Source organism: Microbacterium sp. bgisy189 (assembly GCF_965345345.1).
Taxonomy (GTDB): Bacteria; Actinomycetota; Actinomycetes; order Actinomycetales; family Microbacteriaceae; genus Microbacterium.
The window spans coordinates 314,185-339,277 of sequence record NZ_CBDRMZ010000001.1 but is presented as its reverse complement, the minus strand read 5'-3'; the positions used below and the strand labels follow the sequence as shown (position 1 = coordinate 339,277).

General features: G+C 69.3%; 24 protein-coding genes and 1 pseudogene. 10 read left to right on the top strand and 15 right to left on the bottom strand.

What is annotated here, in order from left to right:
* Positions 1–36 precede the first annotated feature (36 nt).
* The 6 genes from ACSF8R_RS01710 to ACSF8R_RS01685 form a co-directional block, all read right to left on the bottom strand.
* On the bottom strand, positions 37–3,438 hold the full coding sequence (locus ACSF8R_RS01710) for an error-prone DNA polymerase (protein WP_434810112.1): 3,402 nt from the start codon (positions 3,436–3,438) through the stop codon (positions 37–39).
* A 66-nt stretch (positions 3,439–3,504) separates the two neighbouring features.
* Complete coding sequence (locus ACSF8R_RS01705) at positions 3,505–5,070, bottom strand: DNA polymerase Y family protein (protein WP_434810111.1); 1,566 nt, start codon at positions 5,068–5,070, stop codon at positions 3,505–3,507.
* A 5-nt stretch (positions 5,071–5,075) separates the two neighbouring features.
* Positions 5,076–5,768: a hypothetical protein gene (locus ACSF8R_RS01700; protein WP_434810110.1), complete on the bottom strand. Its 693-nt coding sequence runs from the start codon at positions 5,766–5,768 to the stop codon at positions 5,076–5,078.
* Positions 5,769–6,016: 248 nt separating this feature from the next.
* On the bottom strand, positions 6,017–6,514 hold the full coding sequence (locus ACSF8R_RS01695; RefSeq protein ID WP_434810109.1) for an HNH endonuclease: 498 nt from the start codon (positions 6,512–6,514) through the stop codon (positions 6,017–6,019).
* A 327-nt stretch (positions 6,515–6,841) separates the two neighbouring features.
* Positions 6,842–7,726, bottom strand: a complete 885-nt coding sequence (locus ACSF8R_RS01690) for a M23 family metallopeptidase (protein ID WP_434810108.1) — start codon at positions 7,724–7,726, stop codon at positions 6,842–6,844.
* Positions 7,727–7,974: 248 nt separating this feature from the next.
* A complete protein-coding gene (locus ACSF8R_RS01685; protein WP_434810107.1) occupies positions 7,975–8,673 on the bottom strand; it encodes a metal-dependent transcriptional regulator in 699 nt (232 codons plus the stop codon).
* A gap of 100 nt (positions 8,674–8,773) precedes the next feature.
* Here ACSF8R_RS01685 and serC point away from each other — a divergent pair, with 100 nt between their 5' ends.
* Positions 8,774–9,892, top strand: a complete 1,119-nt coding sequence (serC, locus tag ACSF8R_RS01680; RefSeq protein WP_434810106.1) for a phosphoserine transaminase — start codon at positions 8,774–8,776, stop codon at positions 9,890–9,892.
* 2 nt (positions 9,893–9,894) lie between these two features.
* Here the strand turns inward: serC and ACSF8R_RS01675 are convergent, their stop codons facing one another.
* Both ACSF8R_RS01675 and ACSF8R_RS01670 read right to left on the bottom strand, forming a co-directional pair.
* Entirely contained in the window at positions 9,895–10,437 is a 543-nt protein-coding gene (locus tag ACSF8R_RS01675) for a DUF3027 domain-containing protein (protein ID WP_434810105.1), read from the bottom strand.
* Entirely contained in the window at positions 10,421–10,804 is a 384-nt protein-coding gene (locus ACSF8R_RS01670; protein WP_434810104.1) for a cold-shock protein, read from the bottom strand. The genes ACSF8R_RS01675 and ACSF8R_RS01670 overlap by 17 nt, the downstream gene beginning before the upstream one ends.
* Positions 10,805–10,926: 122 nt before the next feature.
* On the opposite strand from ACSF8R_RS01670, the gene ACSF8R_RS01665 reads away from it, so the two are divergent.
* Genes ACSF8R_RS01665 through ACSF8R_RS01655 form a run of 3 tightly spaced genes read left to right on the top strand, consistent with a single transcriptional unit; the run spans position 10,927 to position 14,572 of the window.
* Positions 10,927–11,202 carry a multidrug ABC transporter ATPase gene (locus ACSF8R_RS01665; protein ID WP_434810103.1) on the top strand — a complete coding sequence of 92 codons (276 nt, stop codon included), beginning with the start codon at positions 10,927–10,929 and terminating at the stop codon, positions 11,200–11,202.
* Between the two features lies 1 nt (position 11,203).
* Entirely contained in the window at positions 11,204–12,880 is a 1,677-nt protein-coding gene (locus ACSF8R_RS01660) for a helicase-associated domain-containing protein (protein ID WP_434810102.1), read from the top strand.
* A 51-nt stretch (positions 12,881–12,931) separates the two neighbouring features.
* Entirely contained in the window at positions 12,932–14,572 is a 1,641-nt protein-coding gene (locus tag ACSF8R_RS01655; RefSeq protein WP_434810101.1) for a DNA repair helicase XPB, read from the top strand.
* A gap of 15 nt (positions 14,573–14,587) precedes the next feature.
* Here the strand turns inward: ACSF8R_RS01655 and ACSF8R_RS01650 are convergent, their stop codons facing one another.
* Positions 14,588–15,433 carry an alpha/beta fold hydrolase gene (locus ACSF8R_RS01650; protein ID WP_434810372.1) on the bottom strand — a complete coding sequence of 282 codons (846 nt, stop codon included), beginning with the start codon at positions 15,431–15,433 and terminating at the stop codon, positions 14,588–14,590.
* Between the two features lie 119 nt (positions 15,434–15,552).
* Between ACSF8R_RS01650 and ACSF8R_RS01645 the strand changes: the two genes are divergently transcribed.
* The gene (locus ACSF8R_RS01645; protein ID WP_434810100.1) at positions 15,553–16,101 is read left to right on the top strand and encodes a TetR/AcrR family transcriptional regulator; all 549 of its coding nucleotides are present in this window, start codon (positions 15,553–15,555) and stop codon (positions 16,099–16,101) included.
* A 189-nt stretch (positions 16,102–16,290) separates the two neighbouring features.
* On the opposite strand, the pseudogene ACSF8R_RS01640 reads toward ACSF8R_RS01645, so the two are convergent.
* Positions 16,291–16,683: pseudogene (locus ACSF8R_RS01640) on the bottom strand (CPBP family intramembrane glutamic endopeptidase); the annotation flags it as partial.
* A 489-nt stretch (positions 16,684–17,172) separates the two neighbouring features.
* Here ACSF8R_RS01640 and ACSF8R_RS01635 point away from each other — a divergent pair.
* The 3 genes from ACSF8R_RS01635 (at position 17,173) to ACSF8R_RS01625 (ending at position 20,022) form a co-directional block, all read left to right on the top strand.
* Positions 17,173–17,859: a response regulator transcription factor gene (locus ACSF8R_RS01635; RefSeq protein ID WP_434810099.1), complete on the top strand. Its 687-nt coding sequence runs from the start codon at positions 17,173–17,175 to the stop codon at positions 17,857–17,859.
* A gap of 147 nt (positions 17,860–18,006) precedes the next feature.
* Positions 18,007–19,623, top strand: coding sequence for an ATP-binding protein (locus ACSF8R_RS01630; RefSeq protein ID WP_434810371.1), 1,617 nt, complete (start codon positions 18,007–18,009; stop codon positions 19,621–19,623).
* A gap of 111 nt (positions 19,624–19,734) precedes the next feature.
* On the top strand, positions 19,735–20,022 hold the full coding sequence (locus ACSF8R_RS01625) for a WXG100 family type VII secretion target (RefSeq protein WP_434810098.1): 288 nt from the start codon (positions 19,735–19,737) through the stop codon (positions 20,020–20,022).
* A 69-nt stretch (positions 20,023–20,091) separates the two neighbouring features.
* On the opposite strand, the gene groL is transcribed toward ACSF8R_RS01625, so the two are convergent.
* The 5 genes from groL to ACSF8R_RS01600 form a co-directional block, all read right to left on the bottom strand.
* Positions 20,092–21,711 (bottom strand): chaperonin GroEL, encoded by a 1,620-nt coding sequence (groL, locus tag ACSF8R_RS01620; RefSeq protein ID WP_434810097.1) that lies wholly within the window; start codon positions 21,709–21,711, stop codon positions 20,092–20,094.
* A 169-nt stretch (positions 21,712–21,880) separates the two neighbouring features.
* Positions 21,881–22,084 carry a cold-shock protein gene (locus ACSF8R_RS01615; RefSeq protein WP_434810096.1) on the bottom strand — a complete coding sequence of 68 codons (204 nt, stop codon included), beginning with the start codon at positions 22,082–22,084 and terminating at the stop codon, positions 21,881–21,883.
* A gap of 130 nt (positions 22,085–22,214) precedes the next feature.
* Entirely contained in the window at positions 22,215–22,793 is a 579-nt protein-coding gene (locus tag ACSF8R_RS01610; RefSeq protein WP_434810095.1) for a LytR C-terminal domain-containing protein, read from the bottom strand.
* Between the two features lie 9 nt (positions 22,794–22,802).
* Positions 22,803–23,063, bottom strand: coding sequence for a DUF3263 domain-containing protein (locus tag ACSF8R_RS01605; RefSeq protein ID WP_434810094.1), 261 nt, complete (start codon positions 23,061–23,063; stop codon positions 22,803–22,805).
* Between the two features lie 9 nt (positions 23,064–23,072).
* Entirely contained in the window at positions 23,073–24,074 is a 1,002-nt protein-coding gene (locus tag ACSF8R_RS01600) for a DUF2332 domain-containing protein (RefSeq protein WP_434810093.1), read from the bottom strand.
* 66 nt (positions 24,075–24,140) lie between these two features.
* Between ACSF8R_RS01600 and msrB the strand changes: the two genes are divergently transcribed.
* Positions 24,141–24,545 carry a peptide-methionine (R)-S-oxide reductase MsrB gene (msrB, locus tag ACSF8R_RS01595; protein WP_434810092.1) on the top strand — a complete coding sequence of 135 codons (405 nt, stop codon included), beginning with the start codon at positions 24,141–24,143 and terminating at the stop codon, positions 24,543–24,545.
* Positions 24,542–25,090, top strand: a complete 549-nt coding sequence (locus ACSF8R_RS01590; protein WP_434810091.1) for a nitroreductase family protein — start codon at positions 24,542–24,544, stop codon at positions 25,088–25,090. Before msrB ends, ACSF8R_RS01590 begins: the two co-directional genes overlap by 4 nt.
* Positions 25,091–25,093 lie beyond the last annotated feature (3 nt).

Genomic DNA, 25,093 nt, shown 5'->3' with positions numbered 1-25,093 from the left:
CCCGACCGGATCCGTCCGGGTCGGGGCCTCGTGCGTTCACCGGAAGTCACGAGACCGATGCGGCATCCCCACCCGCAGATCCTCGAACTTGTCGGCCAACAGGTTCGTCACCCCCTCGGGCGAACGCTCCAGGATGCCGCGGACGACCAGCGCCGGACTGTCGCGCAGCACCCGCCGATACCGCCCCCACACCCCCTGTGAGCAGATCACGTTCACCAAGCCGTGCTCGTCCTCGAGGTTCACGAACGTGACACCGGATGCCGTCGCCGGCCGCTGCCGGTGCGTCACCAGCCCCGCCACCTCCACCCGCCGGCCGGTCTCGTGCGAGCGGAGTTCTTGCGAGGTGAGCACGCCCCTGGCATCCAACTGCGCCCGGTAGTGGGTGAGCGGGTGATCGTCTGTCGAAATGCCGGTCGCCCACAGGTCGGCGGCCAGCACGTCGTAGCTGGTCTGATCGGGAAACAGCGGCGGCTGCACCGACACCATCGAATCGGGCAGGTACTGGGCACGGTCCTGCGACGCGGAACCGGCCAACCAGATGCCCTCACGCCGCGTGATCCCGAAGCACTCGAACGCACCCGCCGTCGCCAGCGACTCCAGCTGCGCGGTCGTCGCATCGGTGCGGCGCACCAGGTCGCGAAGGTCGCGGTACGGACCGTTCGCCTCACGCTCCGCGACGATCTTCTCCGCCATCGCACTGCCGATACCGGTCACCGATGCGAGCCCCAGCCGTACCGCGAACGCGCCGTCGCGACGGTGCGCGGCGGACTCGTCGGGTGCGGACAGGTCGAACGGCGGGACGGGCGGCTGGCGGCGGTCGGCGCAGGTGGGGAGGCCGGTGGGTGGGCGCAACCCCTCCCCAGCAGCATCCACCGGTTCGAGGGTGGCGTCGGCGCGGGAGGCGTGGAGGTCGGGACGGCGCACCTGCACGCCGTGGCGGCGGGCGTCGGAGGTGAGGGTCGCGGGCGAGTAAAAGCCCATCGGCTGCGCGCGCAGCAGCCCCGCCAGGAACGCGGCGGGATAGTGCAGCTTGATCCAACTCGACGCGTAGACGAGCAGGCCGAACGACAGTGAATGGCTCTCGGCGAACCCGAAGTTCGCGAACGCCTGCACCTTCGCATAGATGTCCTCGGCGACCTCACCCACCAGACCGTTCGCCGCCATCCCGTCGAACAGTTTCTGCTTGAGCGACTCGATGCGCTCCACCCCGCGCTTGGAACCCATCGCGCGGCGCAACAGATCAGCATCCTCACCGCTCAGCCCACCCACGGCCATGCCCATCTGCATGAGCTGCTCCTGAAAGATCGGAATGCCGAGGGTGCGCTCCAGCACCGGCTTCAGCTTCGGGTGCGCGTACGTCACCTCTTCACGGCCGAGCTTGCGCCGCACGTACGGGTGCACCGCCCCGCCCTGGATGGGCCCCGGCCGGATCAGCGCGATCTCGATCACCAGGTCGTAGAAGCGGCGCGGCTGCAGGCGCGGCAGCAGCCCCATCTGCGCGCGCGACTCGACCTGGAACACCCCGATCGAATCGGCCCGGCACAGCATGTCGTAGACCGCGGCCTCCTCCTTCGGCAGCGTCGACAGCTCCCACCGCTCCCCCGTCGCCCCCGCGATCAGATCGAAGCAGTACTGCAGCGCCGCCAGCATCCCGAGCCCGAGCAGATCGAATTTCACCAGGCCCATCCACGCGGCGTCGTCCTTGTCCCACTGGATGACGGTGCGATCCTGCATGCGCGCGTGCTCGATCGGCACCACCTCACCCACCGGCCGATCGGTGAGCACCATGCCGCCGGAATGGATGCCGAGGTGCCTCGGCGCCTTCAACAGCTCGGTCGCATACGCGATCACCCGCTCGGGGATGTCGTTGTCGCCGGTGCTGTAGCTGCCGTCCCACCGTTCGACCTGCTTCGACCAGGCGTCCTGCTGTCCCGGCGAATGCCCGAGCGCCTTCGCCATGTCGCGCACCGCGTTCTTCGGCCGGTACTGGATGACGTTCGCGACCTGCGCCGCCCGATCCCGCCCGTACGTGCGGTACACCCACTGGATGATCTCTTCACGCCGGTCCGAATCGAAGTCGACGTCGATGTCGGGCTCCTCATCGCGCAGCGCCGACAGGAACCGCTCGAACGGCAGGTCGTACGCGATCGAATCGACCGCCGTGATGTCGAGCAGGTAGCAGACGGCACTGTTGGCCGCAGACCCGCGACCCTGGCACAGGATGCCGCGGCGCCGCGCCTCGGCCACGATGCCGTGCACGATGAGGAAGTATCCCGGAAAGTCCTTCTGCTCGATGACGCCGAGCTCCTTCTCGATGCGGGCGCGGTCGGCGTCTGAGGCATCCGGATACTTGCGCGGCACCGCCTCCCACACCAGGTGCCGCAGCCAGCTCATCGGCGTGTGCCCGTCAGGCACCGGCAACTTCGGCAGTGCAGGCTTCGCACGCCGCAGCGGGAATGCCGTCTCGTCGGCGACGGTCACGGTACGCGCGACCGCACCGGCGTATCGGCGGAAGCGCCTGGCCATCTCGGCACCCGATCGCAGGTGCGCGCCGGCATGCGAGGGCAACCAGCCGTCGATCTCGTCGAGCCCCCGGTTCGCGCGCACCGCGGCGACCGCTGCCGCCAGATGCACCCGCTCGGGCACGGCGTAATGCACGTTGTTGCTCGCCAGGATCGGCAGCCCCCGGTCCCGAGCGAGCCCGGCGAGGATGTCGTTGTCACGCGAATCACGCGGCCCGCCGTGGTCGAGCAGCTCCACCTCGACGGCATCCCGGCCGAACCGCGAGACGAGCAGGTCGAGCTGCTCCCCCGCCGCGGCAGCCCCTCCCGCGGCGAGGGCCTGCCGGACGGCGCCCTTGCGGCATCCGGTGAGGATCGTCCACGCGCCACCTGCCTGCTCGGCGAGCTCGTCGAGGTCGTAGCGCGGCCGGCCCTTCTCGGCGCCGGCGAGTTGCGCGTGGGTGAGGGCGGCGGCCAGCCGGTGGTAGCCCTCCTCACCGCGCGCGAGCACCAGCAGATGGGAACCTGCAGGATCCGGTTCGCCGTTCTGCGGCTTGGGCAGCTCGAGCGACAGCTCGGCGCCGAACACGGTCTGCAGCTGCACCGCCTCTGCCGCCTCCGCGAACCGGACGATCCCGTAGAACCCGTCGTGGTCGCTGATCGCCAGGGCGTGCAGCCCCAGCCGTTCCGCCTCTTCGACAAGGTCCTCGGGCGACGACGCGCCGTCGAGGAACGAGAACGACGAATGCGCGTGCAACTCGGCGTACGGCACGACGTTCTCGGGCCGTACGATCGGCGGCGGCACGTACGGCCCGCGCTTGTGCGACCAGGCGGGACCGTCCCCGCCGTCGGCACCGGGCGGGGCAGACGGTTTGCGCCGCCCGCTGAGCAGCCGCTCCATCTCGGACCATGAGACGGACGGGTTGTTGAAGCCCATCAGTCGTACTCCTTTCGTGCGCTCTGGGACGTTTCGTCTCGCCTTCGGCTCGCTCAACGACCGGGGTCAGTCGTACCGCCCCTCGGCCTGCCAGGCGCCGTCTTCGCACACCAGCAGCCAGGCGGTCTGGGTGAGGTCGACGATCTGGAACCGGTGGGCGTTTCGGGCACGCTCGGGATCCCAACCTCGCTCGATCACCGGCCACGGCCCCGCCCACGTCTCGATGCGACGGGTGCGGCCCGACTCGACCAGCGCGACCGGCTCGGCGGTCGGCTCGCCGCGCTCATCGACGGCCACCATGTCACCGTCACGGTCGATCACGGCCACCGCGACCCCGGGCGGGAACACGGTCGCCGGCAGCGGATCGGGCAGACTCCCCGGCCACGGTCGCCGCCGGTCGTGCGTCGTCACCACCCGGTCGCCCCACGGCACGAGCTCCTGCCGTTCGGCCAGCCACCGCCCGCCGCCGACCACCGGCGTGACGACACCCCGGTGCCCGAGCATCGCCTGCACGCGCGAGAGCGCATGGTGTACGCGTTCTTCGGGCCCCGAACCGAACAGGGTCGCGGTGTGGTGGGATGCCGCATCCACCGCCTCGGGCGCGATCCGCACCCGCACCACCCCGCTCGACAGGCGCTGCTCGGCCAACTGCCACCGCACCCGGTCGACGACCGCCGCCGCATCGAACGCCCCCGGATGCAGCCACACCCGGTCGCTGTGCTCGCCGCGGTCACCGGTGATCTGCACGCGCAACTCGGTGCAGACGAGATCCACCGCGCCGAGCCCCTCGACGAACCGGTCGGCGTCGACCCGCACCCCGAACGCGACCTGTTCGGCGAGCTCGAGCGGTGGTTCGAACTCGATCGTGCGATCCAGCTCTGGCGGTGGCGTGCGCGCAGTGACCGGCCTGGCGTCGCGCCCCGCGGCGAGCGCGTGCAGCCGTGCGCCGCGCGGTCCGAACCGGTCCACGAGCAGCGACGGTGCGATCTCGGCCACCTGCCCGAGCGTCTGCACGCCGAGCCTGGCGAACAGGTCGACGACATCGCCCTCACCGGCGCCGCCCGCCGCCGCGGCGAGCACCGCGACCGACAGCGGCGCCAGGAACGCGGCCGACGCCCCCTGCGGCACGATCCGCAACGGACTGTCTGCCGCCGTGCCGACCCGCGCCGCCTGCTCGGCGGTGAACGGACCGTCTGCGACACCGGCACGCACATCGACGATCCCGGCATCTTGCAACGCACCGGTCAGCACCGTCACCGCGGCCGCCTCGCCACCGTAATAGCGGGCGGGACCCTTGGCGTGCAGCACGCACAGCCCCGGTTCGACCAGTTGCACGCCCGGTGCGAGTTCTTCGAGGCGGGCGATCAACGGTGCGAACACCCGGTTGTCCCGCACCTCATCGGCATCGGCGACGACTACCTGCGGGCACCGCGACTGCGCATCACGGCGACGCTGCCCCACCCGCACCCCCTCGGCGCGGGCGGCCGGCGAGCACGCGATGACCGTGCCCTTCGAGAACACCGCGATCGGCAGCGCCGGATCGGGCGGATCATCACCGTCGCGAGTGAGCGCGACGACCGGCCAATCCGGCATCCACACCACGAGACTGCGGGTGAGTGCTGCGGCATCCATCGCCATCAGCCCACCGCCCGCATCGGCACCGGCTCAATCGGCACCGGCTCAACCGACCGGCGCTCCCGCACCGCCGGCATCCGCGCCACGACGCCACCGTCGGGTGCGGGCAGCAGCATCCGCTCGCTGCGCGGCACTGGAAAGCGGCGACTGGTCACGGTGACCGTCAGCTCGCGCTCCGACAGCACACCGTGTCCGTGCCCCAGCCCATCCCACCGAGGATCGGCGACGTCGATCATCGCCTCGGTCTGCGGCCACGGCCCCTGCACGAGCAGCACGGCACCACGGTCACGCAGGTGTGCCGCCAGGCGCGAGATGTCGGCATGCTTCGCACGCGCAGGCGGGCGCACCGCCACCACCGGCAGCACGTCGGCGATCGTCGCGGTCACCGCCAGCCAGCGCTCCCCCGGATCGGGGATCAGCACGAGCCGCGAGAGATCGACGCCGATCTTCTCGGCCGCCTCGACCCCGAGCCCCGGCATGCCGACCACACCGCACCACGACCCCGCCTGCGACGGCTGGGCGAGCAACGCCAGCAGCAGCGACATCGACCGACCGAGCGAGTACGCCGCACCGGGCCGCAGTCCACGCCCCGGCAGCAGCCCCGCCAGCGCCGGATGGGTCGGCAGCACGGGCGCATCCATCCGCCGCCCCTGCACGCGCTCGAGCTGCGCGCGCAGTCGCTGCACCTCTGCCATGGTGGTGGACCTGGCAGAGGATGCGTCGGCAGCATTCCGCACGATCGACCTCACTTCAACAGATTAGAACAGATGTTCTATTCTCTCAATGTCAGGTTCGAAGATACAGACGACCTCCGACATGCGGTGAGTCCGCGATTTCAGACTGAGTCAACACACCACAGCATCCGATTCAGCCTCGAATCACGGACTCACCGAAAGGGGTGGATGCCAGGGCGCCAAGAAGCGCGAGCACAGCGCGAGAGCGATCAGGCGGCGAGGGCCAGATAGGGCTCCCACGTCGGGTCGGTGCGGTCGGTTCCCCGCACCGTCCACTGCGCGCCGCGCGGCGGCTGGGGCAACCAGCGCAGCTCCCAGTTCATCTCCTGCGGCGTGCGGTCGCCCTTGATGTTGTTGCACCGCAGGCAGCACGCGACGAGGTTCTCCCACGAGTCGGCACCACCGCGGGAGCGGGGCAACACGTGGTCGATCGTCGTGGCGCCCTTCTCGCAGTACGCGCAACGGTGCCCGTCGCGGCGCAGCACGCCGCGTCTGGTCACCGGAACACGGCGCCCGCCGGGCACGCGCACGTAGCGGCTGAGCAGGATGACGGCGGGGCGGTCGTACACGTCGCTCGTGCCCCAAACCGGATCCCCCTCCACATGCTCGATGACGGTGGCCTTGTCGTTCATCACGAGCACGAGGGCTCGCTTGAACGACACGATGGCCAATGGTTCGTATCCTGCATTCAGCACCAAGGTGCGCATCGAGTGTCCTCTCGAACGGCCGGTGACGGCTTCAGCGGTTGTTCGGCTGTGACGACGTGCGCGAAGAGGCGGGATGCGGGCACGAAAAAAGGCGCTGTCATGAAGACAGCGCCTTGATTCCACGACCGAAGACGTGGCATTCGTGCACACGATGCCGCAGGACGTAACGACCGCACACCGTGCGGCCCCTGGCATTCACGGATTGAATGCGGGGTGTGACATCCATGGGCTCTCCCCCTCAGCTCGAACGAGCGTCGGGATCAGGCTAATGCACGCCACGGCACACGAGGCGGAACGAGACGTGAACGTTGTCGCGTGTCCAGGCGATCAGCCGGCGTTGGCGACGAGCCAGCCCTCGGCGTTCTGGTACGTGCCGCCCACGACGATCTCGAGGTGCAGGTGCTTGCCGAAGGCACGGCCGGTGTCACCGACCTGACCGATGAGCTGACCGGCCGAGACCGTGTCGCCCACCGAGACACGACGCGTGCCGTAGGTCATGTGCGCGTACAGCGAGGTGACGCTCTGACCGCCGATGTTGTGGGCGATCTTGACGTAGACGCCCCAGCCCGGGCCGCTCTCGGTCGAGGCGACGACGACACCGTCGGCCATGGCGTAGATGGGCGTGCCGCCCTCGACCATGTAGTCGGTGCCCTTGTGGCCCGCGTACGGGGTTCCGAAGTTGTTGAAGTACGGGAGCGGGCGCACGACGTCGCCGGCTGCGGCGATCGAGCTGGGCACCGACATGCTCACCGATGCCGAACTGCCACTGGATGCCGAGGCCGCCAGACGGGCCGCGAGTGCAGCCTTGGCCGCCTCTTCGTCCTTCTTCTTCTGGATCTCTTCGGGCGTCGTGGCCGAATAGCTGCCGCGCTCGAGGGAGTCGGTCTCGGCTTCGGAGGCGACGACGAGTGACTGCGCGTTCTCCTGTGCGACCTGCTCGACGGTCATGGCCTCGGCAGATACACCGCGCGCAGCGGCGAACGCGGGGATCGCGACGGTGGCGACCATGCCGGCGACGGCGGTGACGGTGAGGAAGCTGCGTACCGGGTGCGGCTTTCCTGCGGCGCGGCGCGAGCGCTTCGCGACGGCGGTCGAACGGGTCGAGGGGGTCTTCACCGCCGGGCGACGCAGCGCGAAGCGGCGTCCGCCATCGGCGGGACTCGTCGGGGTGAGATCGGGCGTCTCCGTCGACGAATCGTTGTGTTCAGCCAAGCTATCCTCCGGCGCCTCCGCATCGGGGGATGCTGGTTCGTCGAACGTTCAGTGTCGGGCACAGACGGGCTTCACCGCGCGAACGACGAACCGATGAGGCAATTCGTGCGGCGGTCCGGGGCGGGCTTCTCGCCGTTGGACCATCCGAGGCTACCGGAAGGTAACGAATATGTCACGTAAGGGCGATCGCTCCCAGGCTGTTCCCCGGTGATGTCCAGGGTCGCGGGCCCCTCGACCGGCGCGCCGGATCAGCGCGGATCGACGAGGAAGATGTGCGATGCGACCTCGACGGGCAGCTCCAGCCCCTCGTCGCTTCCGTCCATCTGCACGAGCACGTAGCCCTCGCTGAAGCGGTACGAACCGCTCGCGCCGGGCACGACACCGGCACCGCGCAGCTGCCCGAGCAGCTCGGGATCGACCTGCACCGGCTCGGCCAGGCGACGCACCGTGCCCTCGACCGGAGCGCCCGTCTCATTGAGCAGACGGACGAGTCCGATGACACCCTCGTCGAACGTGCGCGCGGGCACATCGCCGAGCTGGTCGAGCCCGGGAATCGGGTTGCCGTAGGGCGACTCGGTCGGGTGATCGAGCAGTTCGAGCAGGCGTCGCTCGACGAGCTCGCTCATGACGTGCTCCCAGCGGCAGGCCTCTTCGTGCACGTACGCCCAGTCGAGTCCGATGACATCGCTCAGCAGGCGCTCGGCGAGCCGGTGCTTGCGCATGACGTCGACGGCCTTCTGCCGACCCGATCCGGTGAGTTCGAGTGTGCGGTCGTCCGAGACCACGACGAGGCCGTCGCGCTCCATGCGCCCGATCGTCTGCGACACCGTCGGGCCGGAGTGACCGAGGCGCTCCGAGATGCGCGCGCGCAGCGGCGTGATGTCCTCTTCTTCGAGCTCGAGGATCGTGCGCAGGTACATCTCGGTGGTGTCGATCAGATCGGTCATTTCCAGCCTCGGTACGGGGTCTGACAAGTCCTTTCCAGCCTATCTGCTCGCGACGACACACGGACGGGGCCCCTCCCCCCGCCGCCCTACAATCGGACACATGGCCCATGTGACGCTGCCCCGCGAGATCCTGCCCACCGACGGACGCTTCGGATGCGGCCCGTCGAAGGTCCGAGGCGACCAGCTCGCCTCGCTCGTCGGCCCCGGATCGGTGCTGATGGGCACCTCGCACCGCCAGGCCCCGATCAAGAGCCTCGTCGGCGAGGTGCGCAGCGGCCTGTCGGACCTGCTCCGCCTGCCCGATGGATACGAGATCATCGTCGGCAACGGCGGTTCGACCGCCTTCTGGGATGCCGCATCGTTCGGCCTCATCGAAAAGCGCGCGCAGAACCTCGTGTTCGGCGAGTTCGGCGGCAAGTTCGCCGGCGCCGCTGCCGCACCGTGGCTCGAGGCGCCCGACGTGCGCAAGGCAGAGCCGGGTTCGAGCATCGCGGCCGAGCCCGTCGAGGGTGTCGACGTGTACGCGTGGCCCCACAACGAGACCTCCACCGGTGTCGCGACTGCGATCACCCGCGTGGTGGGTGACGAGGGCGCCCTCACGGTGATCGACGCCACAAGCGCGGCCGGCGGCATCAACTTCACGGTCTCGGAGAGCGATGTCTACTACTTCGCGCCGCAGAAGAACCTCGGGTCGGACGGCGGCCTGTGGTTCGCCGCCGTCTCGCCGGCCGCCATCGAGCGCATCGAGCGCGTCGCCGCGTCGGGCCGCTACATCCCCGAGTTCCTGAGCCTGAAGAACGCGCTCGACAACTCGCGCCTCAACCAGACGCTCAACACACCGGCCGTCGCGACCCTGCACCTGCTCGATAAGCAGCTCGAGTGGATCAACGGCAACGGCGGACTCGCCTGGGCCGGCGCCCGCACCGCGGAGTCGTCGAGCGCCCTCTACGAGTGGGCAGACGCATCGTCGTTCGCGACCCCGTTCGTCGCCGACGCCGCAGACCGCTCCCCCGTCGTCGTCACGATCGATTTCGACGAGACGGTGGATGCCGCGGCTGTCGCGAAGAGCCTCCGCGCCAACGGCATCGTCGACACGGAGCCCTACCGCAAGCTCGGCCGCAACCAGCTGCGCATCGCGACGTTCGTGTCGATCGAGCCCGAAGACGTGCGTCAGCTCATCAAGTGCATCGACTTCACGATTGATGGCCTGAAGGGCTGAGGCTAGTCCTCGTCGTCGGCTTCGTCGGCGTCGAGTTCGTCGATGTCGACACCGTCGACGTCGCCTGCGTGCAGGATCGACGAGCCGTCGTCGTCGAAGTCGGCGGCGTCGAGGTCTTCGACGTCACCGAGTTCGTCGGCGTCGTCCTCGGCATCCTCTTCGTCTTCGTCGTCCGCCTCGGCGTCTTCGTCGGCCGCGGCGGCTTGGGCAGCCTGATATTCGGCCAGGCGCACGGCCCACGGCACCCACTCGGGGGCGAGCAGCGACGCCTCGCCGGGCAGCAGTTCGACCTCGAGCACGGTCGGCTCGGCACCCTCGACCACCGCGAGGCTCACCGTCCAGAACCAGCCCGGGTACCCCTCGAGCCGGTTGAGGAACCGCAACGACACCACGCCGTCGGGCTCGACGCTGTGCCCCGCCGGAGCACCCACGGTCGAGGCCGGAGTGATCTCGTGGAGCGCCGCGAGCGCGAGGTCATGCGCGTGGAGCAGCCGCTCGTCGGGGACGACCGCTGCAGCGGACTCGGGCTCAGGCGTCGAGGTCATCGGCCACCTTGCGCAGGATCGCAGCGACCTTCTTGCCGTGCGACGCGCTGGGGTAACGCCCGTGGCGCAGATCGCCGCCGATGCCGTCGAGCAGCTTCACGACGTCTTCGACGATGACGGCCATGTCGTCGGCCTTGGGACGGTTGCGCTTGCTCATCGTGACGGGCGCGTCGAGCACCCTCACCGACAGGGCCTGCAGCCCGCGGCGACCGTCGGCGACGCCGAACTCGAGCCGCGTGCCGGCCTTGACACTCGTCGTGTCGGCGGGGAGGGCCGTGGCGTGCAGGAAGACGTCCTGGCCGTCATCGGTGGTGATGAAGCCGAACCCCTTCTCGTCGTCGTAGAACCTGACCTTGCCGGTGGGCATCGCTATACCTCGCTGATCGGCCCGCGCGCGGGCATGAAAGAACCGGGACCGTACAGCCCCGCAACCAGCCTACGGTACCCGCGCGCCTGTCGAGCGGAGTGCGACACAGTAGGCTGAAGCGGATGAGCACACGCACCCCGGGCGAGGACCTTCCGGTCCGACGGATCGACCGCATCCTCGCATTCATGTCGTTGGGCCTGCTGGCCCTGTCGGTCGTGTGCTTCTTCGCGATCATGATCGGCTCGGCCACCGGCATGGAGCAGGCCGACTTCGGAACGGGCATCTGGCCCGTCGTCGGCGCGACCGTTTACATCGCGCCGATCCTCGCGTTCGCGATGCTGATGACGGTGCTGATCATGACCTTCGTGCGACGGGCCAAGGCGAACAAGGGTCGGTGACGTGGCCGCGTCGGACGCCCGCGCGCTCGCGAACAGCCTCGCCGCGTTCGACGACGCGCAGCTGGCCCGCCTGCTCACCGAGCGACGCGTCCCAGCCTCGGCGACGTGGGGCGACTTCTTCGACGCCGCCGATGCCCTGCTCGACCCCGCCTCCATCCTCCGCGGACTCGCCGCACTGACCCGCGACGAAGTCGACGCCCTTGATGCCGTCGACACCGATCACACCGCCCTTCGCGACCACGGCATGGCCTCGGCCGACGGCGAGCTGCTCGCGGCGGTCGTCGACGTACGACGCACGCTGGATGCCGCCGCCCCGCAGCCCGCGGTGCACACCGAACCCACCGGTGACGAAGTGCTCGCCGAACGCGCATTCGACGCCGCGGCATCCCTCGCCGACATCCTCGATCTGACGACGGTCTCGCCGCTCGGGCGCATCGGTTCGGGTGCGCTGAGCGCAGCCGACCGCCGCCGCCTCATCGATCTGCGCGCGGCCCGCGACCCCGACGACGCCGACGAACTCCTCGCGATCGCACAGCGCGCGGGCCTGCTCGTCGCGCACGAACGCGAGTGGCGCGTCACCGGCGAGGGCGCCGCCTGGCTGCACTCGTCGACCGTGACCAGGTGGCAGGCCGTCGCCCGCAGGCTGCGGGCGACACTTCCCGACGGCGTGCGCGATGGCGCAGGGTGGCTGCATCCCGACCAATGGCCTGACGCCTACCCCCTCGATCCGCAGTGGCCCGCACAGGCGGACCATCTGCGTGCGCTGCTGCGCCGATGGGGCATGATCGGCGCCGACGGCGCGCCGCCCGCGTGGGGCGCGGGCCTCGCCGCGGGAACCGACGCCGACCTCGACGCACTCCAGCTGCTCCTGCCTGCCGAGGTCGACAAGGTCTTCCTGCAGAACGACCTGACCGCCATCGCCCCCGGCCCGCTCGAACCGCAGCTCGACATGCGCCTGCGCTCGATGGCCCGCCGCGAGACGCGCGCACAGGCATCCACCTACCGCTTCACGTCGGACTCGCTCGGCGCGGCGCTGACCGCCGGTGAGACGGCGGCATCCATGCGGGCGTTCCTTGAGACGCTCTCGCTCACCGGGTTGCCGCAGCCGCTCGCCTACGAGATCGATCGCAGCGCGACACGCCACGGCGGCATCCGCATCGGCCCGGACTGGTCGGGCCGCACGCGCATCACGAGCGACGACCACGCCCTGCTCGAGGCCGTCGGCGTCGACCAGGCCCTGCGTCCGCTCGGGCTCGTCCGCGACGGCGACGCCCTCATGACGGGCACCTCGCCCGACACCGCGTTCTGGATGCTCGCCGACGCGCGCTACCCCGTGCTCGCCGTCGACGCCGACGGGCAGCCGCGGCGTCTCGATCGGCAACGCCTGGCCGACCCGCAGCCGGTGGATGCCGGCGGCGACTACGCCCCGCTGATCGCGCGGTTGCGCGCGGCACACGCCCAGGACGCGGACGCCGCCTGGCTGGAACGCGAACTCGAGCAAGCGGTGCGCGCCCGCGCGACGCTCGTCATCACGGTGCAGCTGCCCGACGGCTCGTCCCGCGATGTGACCCTCGAGGCGACCGGTCTCGGCGGCGGCCGTCTGCGCGGACGCGATGCCGCCGCCGACGTCGAGCGCACCCTGCCGGTGCGCAGCATCTCCGCGGTCCGCCCCGCCTGACGCCCACGAAGACAGCGCCCACCGTCCGCGCGCCCGGTAGACTGATCCGCTATGGCTGACGGCCCCCTCATCGTTCAGAGCGACCGCACGGTGCTCCTCGAAGTCGCGCATCCGAAGGCGGAGGACGCGCGGCACGAGCTTGCGATCTTCGCCGAGTTGGAGCGTGCCCCCGAGCACATCCACACGTACCGCATCACGCGGTTGGGGCTCTGGAACGCCCGTGCCGCCGGCCACGACGCCGAAGACATGCTCGCCACTCTCGACCGCTGGTCGCGCTTCCCCGTGCCACCGTCGGTGTCGATGGACATCCGTGAGACGGTCGGCCGCTACGGGCGCCTGGTGATCGAGCGCGATGACGAAGGCACCCTCATCCTGCGATCGACGGATGCCGCGGTGCTCGCCGAAGTGTCGAAGAACAAGCGCATCCAGCCGCTGCTCATCGGCCACCCGGCCCCCGACACCTATGTCGTCGACGCGTGGGCGCGCGGCCACATCAAGCAGGAGCTCCTGAAGATCGGCTGGCCCGCCGAAGACCACGCCGGGTACACGCCCGGCACCCCGCACGAGATCGACCTCGCCGAGGACGGCTGGACGCTGCGCCCGTACCAGCGCAAGGCCGTCGACATCTTCAGCGAGGGCGGATCCGGCGTCGTCGTGCTCCCCTGTGGTGCCGGCAAGACGCTCGTCGGCGCCGCCGCGATGGCCGACACCAAGACCACGACGCTGATCCTGGTGACGAACACCGTCAGCGCCCGCCAGTGGCGCGACGAGTTGCTCAAGCGCACCTCGCTCACGCCCGAAGAGATCGGCGAGTACTCCGGGCAGTCCAAGGAGATCAAGCCCGTCACGATCGCGACCTACCAGATCCTCACCGCGAAGCGGAAGGGCGAATACGCGCACCTGGCGCTGCTCGACGCGCTCGATTGGGGCCTCATCGTCTACGACGAGGTGCACTTGCTGCCCGCACCGGTGTTCAAGCTCACCGCCGACCTGCAGGCCCGCCGTCGCCTCGGCTTGACCGCGACGCTCGTGCGCGAGGACGGGCGCGAGGGCGACGTCTTCAGCCTCATCGGTCCCAAGCGGTTCGACGCGCCGTGGAAGGAAATCGAGGCGCAGGGGTTCATCTCCCCCGCCGTCTGCTACGAAGTGCGCATCGACCTGCCGGCATCCGACCGACTCGAATACGCCGCCGCGACCGACGAGGACCGGTACCGGCTCGCCGCGACCGCGCACGCGAAGATCGGGGTGGTCCGAGATCTGGTCGCCCGCCACAAGGGAGAGCAGATCCTCGTGATCGGGCAGTACCTCGACCAGATCCAGGTGCTCTCCGACGCCCTCGACGCCCCGCAGATCACCGGCGCGACCCCGGTCGACGAACGCGAGGAGCTGTACGGCGCGTTCCGCGAGGGCCGCATCCCGGTGCTCGTGGTCTCGAAGGTCGCGAACTTCTCGATCGACCTGCCCGAGGCATCCGTGGCCATCCAGGTGTCGGGGTCGTTCGGCTCACGCCAGGAAGAGGCGCAGCGCCTCGGACGCCTGCTGCGCCCGAAGCAGTCGAACCACACCGCAAGCTTCTACACGCTCATCGCACGCGACACCGTCGACCAGGACTACGCGCAGAACCGGCAGCGGTTCCTCGCCGAACAGGGCTACAGCTACACGATCTTGGACGCGGACGAACTCGCCGCCTGAGGCGACCCGTGCGGCTCACCCCACCCGATCGAAGAAGTCGCGGACGAGCGCTTCGACGACTTCGGGCGCGTCCTCGGTCATGAAGTGGGCGGCATCCGGCACCGCGGCGATCTCGAGGCGGTCGGCGAAGCGCGAGGTGTCACCACAGTGCCGGCGAACGAAGTCCGGGGTGAGCGGTCGGTCTTGCTCACCGAATGCGTAGAGGCTCGGCACGTGCAACCGCTGCCTGCGGTAGGCGCCGCTCATCAGCCTCGGCACCTCCCCACCAACGAGTCCGCGGTACACCTCCCGCACGGCCGCGTCGACCTCGGGACGCCCCAGCGGCGCGAGATACGTCGCCACCACGTCCGGTGGCAACTCGGACACGACGTACGGCGGGCGGAAGATGAAGGCCAGTGAGGCGCCTCGCCGGTGGAACCGGAATCGCGGCATGTGTCGGAACGCCGGCATCATTCCGACCGTAACCGGCATGAACGGGGGCGGAACGGCGAGCACGACCATCGCGTGCACGCGATCGGGATGCTGATACGCGAGGTGCGAGGCGACGACGGCGCCCATGTCGTGCGCCACGATGCGCACTCGATCGATCCCCAGCGCGTCCAGCAGCCCGATCATGTCCCCGCGAATGGCGTCGTGCGAGATCTGCGGCGAGGCGGCTCGGGTCCAGCCCGATCCGCGCAGATCGGGACAGATGACCCGATAGCTGTCGGCCAGGGCCCCGCCGATCGCCCGCCATTCCCACCAGTGCTGTGGAAACCCGTGCAGCATCAGCACCGGATCGCCTTCGCCGGCCTGCGCGACATGGGTCCGCAGCCCCGGAGTGTCGACGAACTCGTGCGTGAACCCAGCCACCTCGGGCATCGTTATCGCGCTCGTCGGGACCGCATCATTGCTCGTACCGTCCATGGCACGAGAATACTACGCTTATAGTGTTGTGTCACGACCTCTCTCGGAGAGGCGTCCGCGTCTACCGTGGAACCATGGCAGCAACACGCACCCGTGCGCTCGACGCAGCGCTCTCCCTCGTCGGCGAGGAGGGCATCCGCGCGCTCACGCACGGACGCGTCGACGAACGCGCCGATCTGCCGAAGGGGTCGACATCGAACTGGTTCCGCACCAGAGACGCCCTGGTCGCGGGCGTGGTCACGCACTTGGCCGACCGAGAGCGGGCTGACCTGCGCGACGCGCCCGATACGGTGATCGACACACCGGACGATCTGATCGAAGCCTTCACCGGGATGATCGCCGCAGAGACCGAGCGATTCGCGGGGCGCAGCAGGGCACGCTTCGCGCTGTTCTTGGAGGGCGCGCACTCCCCCGATCTGCTCACACCACTGCTGACGCAGCGCGCGGTGTTCCTGACGTGGGTGACCCAACTCCTGCAGCAGGTCGGCGCGACGTCGCCGTCAGAGGCCGCGCGCACCTTCATGGCCGCCGCCGACGGGCTGGTCCTGCACCGCCTGACCGTCGACCCGAACGCCGAGATCCGGCCCGTGCTGGAACGCACCGTGCGCGCGTGCCTGGATTGACGCATCAGCCACGGGCGGAGTGAGCACGAGCGTGCGCGGCAGATTGCGTTTCGGGAACACCCACTCGATCGCCGCGACGTACCCGACGATCATCACCGTCGACACCACGAGCCCCACGATGCTGCTGCCGCTGTCGTTCACATCGACGAGCCCCGCGAGTCCAAGCAGGAAGACAGTGAGGTTGTTGACCACGTGGATGGCGATCGCCGCCTCCAGGCCACCGGTGCGCCAGGTCAGCCACCCGGCCGCCACCGCGAAGATGCCGACACTGATCTGACCGGCCACGTCGTACAGGTGCCCAAGGACGAACAACGGCACCGGCAACAGCATCGCCCACAGCGGATGCCGCAGCCATCGTCCGATCGCCTGCATCAAGTAGCCGCGGAACACGTACTCCTCCGCCGCGGCCTGCACGGGAATCACCAGCACGATCGCCAGCAGGCTCCAGAGCAAGGCCGGGTTGTCGGACGGGCTCAGCACCTCGCCACCGCCGGAGCCACCGCTCCACGCCGGCGGCAGCAGCAACGACAGCCCCTGCACGATGGCGTACACGACGACCGCGATCGCGGTGCACAACAGCATCCAGCGCCACCGCAAACGACCAGCGGCAGACGAGATGTGCCCGACGCGGCGGCCGTTCACGATGCGAGAGGCGGCGAGGTAGGCCGGGAGCATGAGCGCGATCGACCCCAACAGGATGGTCAACATGATCGGATCCGCCAGATCGAACCGAACCGTCGACCCCATCGCGATCATCTCGTCCGCGAACCCGGGCGTGAACAGTGCGATGACCACGAGCGGCACCAGCAAGACGACCAACATCACCGCGTAGAACGCGGCCCCGAGCACCCCGGTCAGCAGGGGGGTCCACCACGCACGGCGCTGCCGAGCGAACACGAGGCGGTGGAAGGCGAGCCCCGTCCGCGCGTCCTCCGGCAGCCGTGCGGGCGTACGCAGCGGGGCTGGAACGGGCTGAGCGATCGCGACTGACGCATCCGAAGTCATGCCTCCATCTTCGCCCGACGCGCCGATATCCAGCGAACCGATCAGAACCGGTGCCAGTATGGGCCTATGACCGCACCGCGCATCCTCGTCGTGGACGACGAACCGAACATCCGTGACCTCCTGGTCACGAGCCTGCGATTCGCCGAATATCAGGTGCGCGCCGTCGCCAACGGCGCCCAGACCATCTCGGCTGTGCTCGAAGAGGAACCCGATCTGATCATCCTCGACGTGATGCTGCCCGACATGAACGGGTTCAGCGTCACCAAGCGTCTCCGCAGCGCCGGCTACACCGCCCCCATCCTGTTCCTCACCGCGAAGGACGAGACCGAGGACAAGATCGAGGGCCTCAACGCCGGCGGCGACGACTACGTCACCAAGCCGTTCAGCCTCGACGAGATCGTCGCCCGCATCCAGGCGATCCTGCGCCGCACGATGCAGGCTGACGAAGAGTCGATCATCAAGGCCGGCGAGCTGACGATGGACCAGGACACCCACGACGTGCTCGTCGGTGACGAATCCATCGACCTCAGCCCCACCGAGTTCAAGCTGCTGCGCTACCTCATGCTCAACCCCAACCGGGTGCTCAGCAAGGCGCAGATCCTCGACCACGTGTGGGAGTACGACTTCAACGGCGACGCCGGCATCGTCGAGAGCTACATCTCCTATCTGCGACGCAAGATCGACCCGCACTCCTCCGAGCCCCTCATCCAGACCAAGCGCGGCTTCGGCTACATGCTCAAGGTCGGCAAGTAACGCAGTCAGGGGGCGACCCTGAACGGCGCAGCGAGCAAGAACGACAAGGTCACCGCGTGGTGGCGCAGCGTCAGCCTGCGCGCGAAGATCACCGGGGTCACCGTCGCCGTGCTCGCGATCGGCCTCGTCGTCGCCGGCGTCGGCACGATGGTGTTCCTGCGAAACGCGCAGCTCGCCGCGATCGACGAGCAACTGCGCGCGATCGTCTCGACCGACCTGGCGAGCACGCTGATGACCGTCGAGGTCGACGACGGCGTGCCGACGTTCACTGTCAACGAGTCGGCCGCACCGACACAGTTCTTCGTCGCCGTGTACGACCCTCAAGGCGAACTGCTCGCGAGCGCCGGCGGCAGCGGTGGGTTGCCGCCCGCGTTCCCCGACTCGTATCCGCTCGAGAAGACCGTGACGCGCGGCATCGACCCCTTCCCGCTGATCGCCGTCGAGGGTTCGAGGCAGTTCGTCGCCAGTGTCGACGTGCTCACCGTGGCGGGCGCGCGCGACAACTACACGCAGATGGTGGCGCTGCCCCTCTCGCCCGTGAACCAGACGGTCACCAACTACGTCGGCATCTACTCGATCCTCGCCGTGCTGACGATCATCGTCGGTGCCCTGCTCACCCGGTGGCTGGTGACGCTCGCCTTCCGCAGTCTCGGTCAGGTCGAGGAGACGGCCATGTCGATCGCGGCGGGCAACCTCAGCCAGCGCATGGGAGAGATCTCACCGGGCACCGAGGTCGGCAAGCTCAAGATCGCCCTCAACGCCATGCTCGACCGTGTCGACCGCGCGCTCGGCCAGCGCGACGCCTCGGTGCAGCAGATGCGGCGGTTCATCGGCGATGCGAGCCATGAGCTTCGTACGCCGCTGGTCACCGTCCGCGGGTACGCCGAGCTGTACCGGATGGGTGCTATCTCGGGCGACGAGCAGACCGCGCAGTCGATGGAGCGCATCGAGAAGGAGGCGATCCGCATGGGGGTGCTCGTCGAAGACCTCCTGGCCCTCGCCCGCCTCGACGAACGGCGTGACATCGCAGTCTCCCCCGTCGATCTGCGTCCGATCGCACGGGATGCCGCCCTCGACGCGCGGGCGACTGCCCCCGACCGCACGGTGACATTCGTCGACACGACGGCCGGCAGCGCGCCACCGGCACGCATCACAGACGACGCGGCGTCGCCCGAGCCGCCCGCAAAGCGCCCGGGTGCCCTCGCCGCCGCAGGTCGGTTCATTCCGCGTCGGCGACGCCCTGTGGCCGACCCGGGTGTCGCGCTGACCGCCCCGATCTCGGTGCCATCAGACGACGACCCGGCCGCCGTCACGTCACCGCCGCTCGTCGTGATCGATCCGGTCGTGCTGGGCGATGAGAACCGCATCCGGCAGGTCATCGCAAACCTCCTCGGCAACGCGCGCCGCTACACGCCCGAGGGATCGCCGATCGAGCTGTCGGTGGGCGTCGACCCGACCATCGGCATGGGGTGGATCGCGGTCATCGACCACGGCGAGGGTGTGCCGGTGCAGATCCGCGACAAGATCTTCCAGCGGTTCTGGCGGGCCGACACCTCACGCACGCGCGAGACCGGTGGTTCGGGGCTCGGCCTGTCAATCGTCGCCTCCGTCGTCGAAGCGCTGCACGGGTCGATCGAGGTCACCGAGACGCCGGGAGGCGGCGCGACCTTCCGGGCGTCGTTCCCGCTCGCCAGGGAGCGGGACGCGGCCGAGCACCTGCTCATCGAGACGCAGCCCATCCCGCGCCTGCAACTTGACGACTGACTCCTCCACAATCGGCCATACCGACCGGTTATCCACCGATGCGGCCTCCTCGCCGATCGTGGGGATGCCGCGTGCGTAGCGTGGCCGACACATCAATCAGAAGGAGTTCTCATGGCCGTCTTCTCCGTCGACAGTGACGCCGTCCTTTCGGCCACCGCCGCGATCCGCGCGACCGGTGACCGCGTGCAGTCCGAGACCGCATCGATGCTCGGACAGCTCACGCAACTGCAGGGCATCTGGACCGGCACGGCGTCGGTCGCGTTCCAGTCGGTCGTCGACCGTTGGCGGGCCGCGCAGCGCGAGCTCGATGCGGCCCTCGCCGACATCAGCACCGCACTGTCGGTCACGGGCCAGCAGTACGCCCAGACCGAGCTCGCCGCCGCCGGGATGTTCCGCTGATCCACCCGGTCGCGGAACGACGAAGGCCCCCAGCAGGTGCTGGGGGCCTTCGTGCGGTTTGGGACTGGATCAGAAGTCCATGCCGCCGGTCGGGTCTGCCGGAGCAGCCGCCGCCTTCTCGGGCTTGTCGGCGACGACGGCCTCGGTGGTGAGGAACAGGCCGGCAATCGACGCAGCGTTCTGCAACGCCGAGCGGGTGACCTTGGCCGGGTCGATGATGCCCGCGGCGAACATGTCGACGTACTCGCCGGTGGCCGCGTTCAGGCCCTGGCCGGCAGGCAGCTCCGAGACCTTGTTTGCGACGACGCCGGGCTCGAGACCCGCGTTCAGCGCGATCTGCTTGAGCGGGGCCTCGATGGCGACCTTGACGATGTTCGCACCGGTGGCCTCGTCGCCGACGAGCTCGAGCGAGCCGAAGGCCTTCTGGCCGGCCTGGATGAGCGCGACGCCACCACCGGGGACGATGCCCTCCTCGACGGCTGCCTTCGCGTTGCGGACGGCGTCCTCGATGCGGTGCTTGCGCTCCTTGAGTTCAACCTCGGTCGCCGCGCCCGCCTTGATGACGGCGACGCCACCGGCGAGCTTGGCGAGGCGCTCCTGGAGCTTCTCGCGGTCGTAGTCGCTGTCGGTGTTCTCGATCTCCCGGCGAATCTGGGTCACGCGACCCTCGATCTGCGCGTGGTCACCGGCACCCTCGACGATGGTGGTCTCGTCCTTGGTGATGATGACCTTGCGAGCACGGCCGAGCAGGTCGGTGGTCGCGTTCTCGAGCTTGAGGCCGACCTCTTCGGTGATGACCTGGCCGCCGGTGAGGATCGCGATGTCCTGCAGCTGCGCCTTGCGACGGTCGCCGAAGCCGGGAGCCTTGACGGCAGCCGACTTGAAGATGCCGCGGATCTTGTTGAGCACCAGCGTCGCGAGGGCTTCACCCTCGACGTCCTCAGCGATGATGAGGAGCTCCTTGCCCTCCTGGATCACCTTGTCGACGATGGGCAGAAGATCCTTGATGTTCGAGATCTTCTGGTTCGCGATGAGGATGTACGGGTCCTCGAAGACGGCCTCCTGGCGCTCCGGGTCCGTGACGAAGTAGGGGTTCAGGTAGCCCTTGTCGAAGCGCATGCCCTCGGTGAGCTCGAGCTCGGTGCCGAAGGTGTTGGACTCCTCGACGGTGACCACACCCTCCTTGCCGACCTTGTCGATGGCCTCGGCGATGAGCGCGCCGATCTCGCCGTCTGCGGCAGAGATCGAAGCGGTCGCGGCGATCTCGTCCTTGGTCTCGACCTCCTTGGCCGAAGCGAGCAACGCGTCGGAGAGGCTCTTGACGGCCTTCTCGATGCCCTTCTTCAGCGAGATGGGGTCGGCGCCGGCGGCGACGTTGCGCAGGCCCTCGCGCACGAGCGCCTGGGCGAGCACGGTGGCGGTGGTGGTGCCGTCACCCGCGACGTCGTCGGTCTTCTTGGCGACCTCCTTGACGAGCTCCGCGCCGATCTTCTCGTACGGGTCGTCGAGCTCGATCTCCTTGGCGATCGAGACACCGTCGTTCGTGATCGTGGGGGCACCCCACTTCTTCTCGAGCACGACGTTGCGACCGCGCGGGCCCAGGGTCACCTTGACGGCGTCGGCCAGCGTGTTCAGGCCGCGCTCGAGGCCACGGCGGGCCTCCTCGTCGAAAGCGATGATCTTTGCCATAAGTGTGTCGTCCCTCCCGGACGTGACGTTCAGTCTTTAGCACTCATCAGTCGTGAGTGCTAACCCATTCTGGCACTCGACCATGGCGAGTGCAAGCCGCGCGAAACGGGTCTCCGAACGGAGACGGCGCGGGCTGCTGGGAGGGAGGCGGCGACAGGCGGCGCAGGCGTCAGGCGACGACGCGGACGGCCTCGGCCTGCGGGCCCTTCTGGCCGGAGCCGACGGTGAACTCGACCGCCTGCCCCTCTTCGAGCACCCGGAATCCGGTCATCTCGATGTTCGAGTAGTGGACGAACACGTCCTGCCCCTCGCCGGAGGTGATGAAGCCGTAGCCCTTCTCCGCGTTGAACCACTTCACGGTGCCCTGGGTCATGTGTTTCTCCTGATGCGTTGGGACGTCGCAATGCTAACCAGCGCACACAGCCGCATTCCGCCGCTCGGAGAAGTATTGACACGCCCGCATCCAAGTGTTCACACGCGTGAAACACGGCGACGAAACGGGGTCAGTCGGTGCCGGCCCGGTCGAGTCCGACCACGATGACGAGCTGCTTCACGTCGGCCTCGTCGGTGTCGGTCGTGTCAGGGTCGTCGAGCGGCTGATAGACGTCGTTGAGCGCCACCTCCGCGCCCCCGATCGTCTCGGCCAGTCCGCGCGCGGCGGCCTCGTCTTCGGGCGCCGCGTAGTAGACCGTCGTCAGCGCGAAGTCGTCGGTGCCGGCTTCTCCCGCCGAGACCGCGTCCTCGGTCCAGTCGGCCGCGACGACCTCTTCGGCCAGGGCGTTCGCAAGGCCGGCGTGGCCGGTCGCGTTGAGCACGAGCACGCTGTACGACGTGTCGACGACCGCCTCCACGGGCGCGAGGGCGCTGCTGCTGGCCACGGCTGCGGGCGTCAGGCTCAGTCGTCCGGTCGCCCAGAGCACCCCGACGATGCCGACCACGACGATCACGACGGTCGCGACGGCGGACCACAGCACGAGACGTCCCATGCGGATGCGGGGGTGCTCGGCGCGGTGGGCTCCGACTCTGCGTCCGTCGTCGGGAAGGTCGTCGAAGCGGTCCTTCGATGCGGGCGGGTTCGGCACCAGAGAATGCTACCGGGCAGAGCCTGAGAGAACCGCGGCGCGACGGCGGCCCTCGGCCTCTCCGGCGTGGCGCGCGCGACGCAGCCGGTGCACGAGCATCGGGTCGTACGCGAGGGCGTCCTCCGAGTCGATGAGTCGCTCGAGCAGCTGGTAGTAGCGGGCGGGGGTCAGGTCGAGCTCGACGCGGACCGCCTCCTCCTTCGCGGCACCGTGGCGCTGCCAGCGGGACTCGAAGTCCAGCAGGGCGAGATCGCGGTCGGAGAGGGGCACGTCCCCACGCTAACGCCCCTTCGGCCGCGTGCCGTCGTGCCACTCCCACCAATGCCCGAGTGGGTCCACGGCCGCGAGCACGTCGCCGTCGAGCGCCAGCGCGAAACCGTCGCGGATGCCGTCGACCGAGCCGTTCCAGCCCGTGTGCAGCCCTGGCGCATCGAGGGTGATCCAGCGGCCCGACGATCGCGCCGTCTCGATGACGCGGGTTCGGTTCGCCGCCGGGATGTGCGCGAGCACCCCGGGTGTCGTCACCACCAGGGTCACGCCGCTCGGCGCCGCCTCGGCGAGCGTGCGCAGCGCGTCGGCCGCGTCGCCTGCGACGAGCAGCGGCGGTTCGGCAGCCGCGATGTCGACGGCGGCTTCGATGCGGGCGGTCCGCCCGGACTCCCCCGGCCAGACCAGCGCCGTCAACCAACGCTTCGTCTCGGGGTCCCGCGGATCGAGCGGATTGAGGTCGATTCCAGCACGCCACACGACTTCAGGAACCCGCACCCGCGGCATCCGCTCCCCTCGCACCCGACACTCCAGCACCACGGTGGACGCTCCGCCGGTCGGGTCGAGCGCAAGCACCCGCCCGTCGTCGTGCGTGTATCGGTAGCTGTACCGGTCGGGAAAGAGGCACAGGCCACCGCTCGCACCCACTTCGAGCAGGGCGATCGGCCCCTCGATCCGACTGAGCGCGGGCAGCAGCGCCGCGCAGCGTTGCGGCTCGTTGGTCTGCAGGGATCGGCGGCCGGTCTCGTCGACGAGCGCGTCGGCGTGCGTCAGCATCCAGTTCGCCCACGCGTCGAGATCGTCGGTCTCGGGCGCGCCGAGCAGCCGCGCCACCGCGAACACGAGCGGTGGCTGCCGTCGCTGTGGGCGCACCCTCGCGAGCACAGCGCACAGCGCCGGGTCGTCCGCGACCCTGCGCGCCCACGCCGCGTACAGGTCGGAGCGTCCGGGCGCCTCGTCGCACGCGAACCTGTCGTAGCGCTCGGCGACTGCCGCAGCCTCGTCGATGTCCATCGGCCTCATTCTCGCGGAACACGCAGCCCGCCGGTCGGGTTGAATAGAAGCGGGAAGGAGTCACCCATGACCTACCACGTCGACAAGACCGAGGCGCAGTGGCGCGAGCAGCTGACGCCCGAGCAGTATGCCGTGCTGCGCGAAGCCGGCACCGAGCGACCCTGGACGGGCGAACTGCTCGATGAAGGGCGCGCGGGCCTCTACACGTGTGCCGCGTGCGGCGCCGAACTGTTCCAGAGCGGCACCAAGTTCGACTCGCACTGCGGGTGGCCGAGCTTCTACGAGTCGGTGCGCCCTGAAGCGGTCGAACTGCTCGAAGACAACTCGCACGGCATGGTGCGAACCGAGGTGCGCTGCGCGAACTGCGGCTCACACTTGGGCCATGTCTTTCCCGACGGGTTCGGCACCCCCACCGGTGACCGTTACTGCATGAACTCGATCTCCCTCGCGTTCACCCCCGAACAGCAGTGACCGCACTCGAGGCCGCACGTACGCGTCGGTCCTATTCGAAGGTGACCGACGACGCACCGACCCGTGAAGAGCTGCTGCGACTCGTGTCCGCCGCGGGCCGCGTCGCCGACCACTCGTCGCTGCGCCCCTGGCGGCTGATCGAGTTGCGGGGAGCCGACCGCGAGACACTCGGCCGCGCCATCAACAAGGCGAACGGCGACAAGGGGGCTTCGTCCAAGCCGCTGCGTGCGCCACTGCTGATCGCCGTCGTCGCGCACTATCGCAAGAGCGACAAGGTGCCCCGCTGGGAGCAGGAGGCCGTCGCATCCGGCGTCGCCCACATGCTGAGCCTGCTGCTGGACGAGGCCGGTTGGGGTGTCATCTGGCGCACCGGCGGCTACACCCGCTCGAAGGCGGTCGCCAAGGCCCACGGGCTCGGCAAGAACGAAGAGCTGCTGGGCTGGCTGTACGTCGGCGGCAAGCCGGCCAAGGCCAAGGGCGGCAGGCGAAAGGCCGTCGACGCGCGTCCCCTGGTCACCCGGATGCCGGGCAAGAAGCCGGCCTGATCC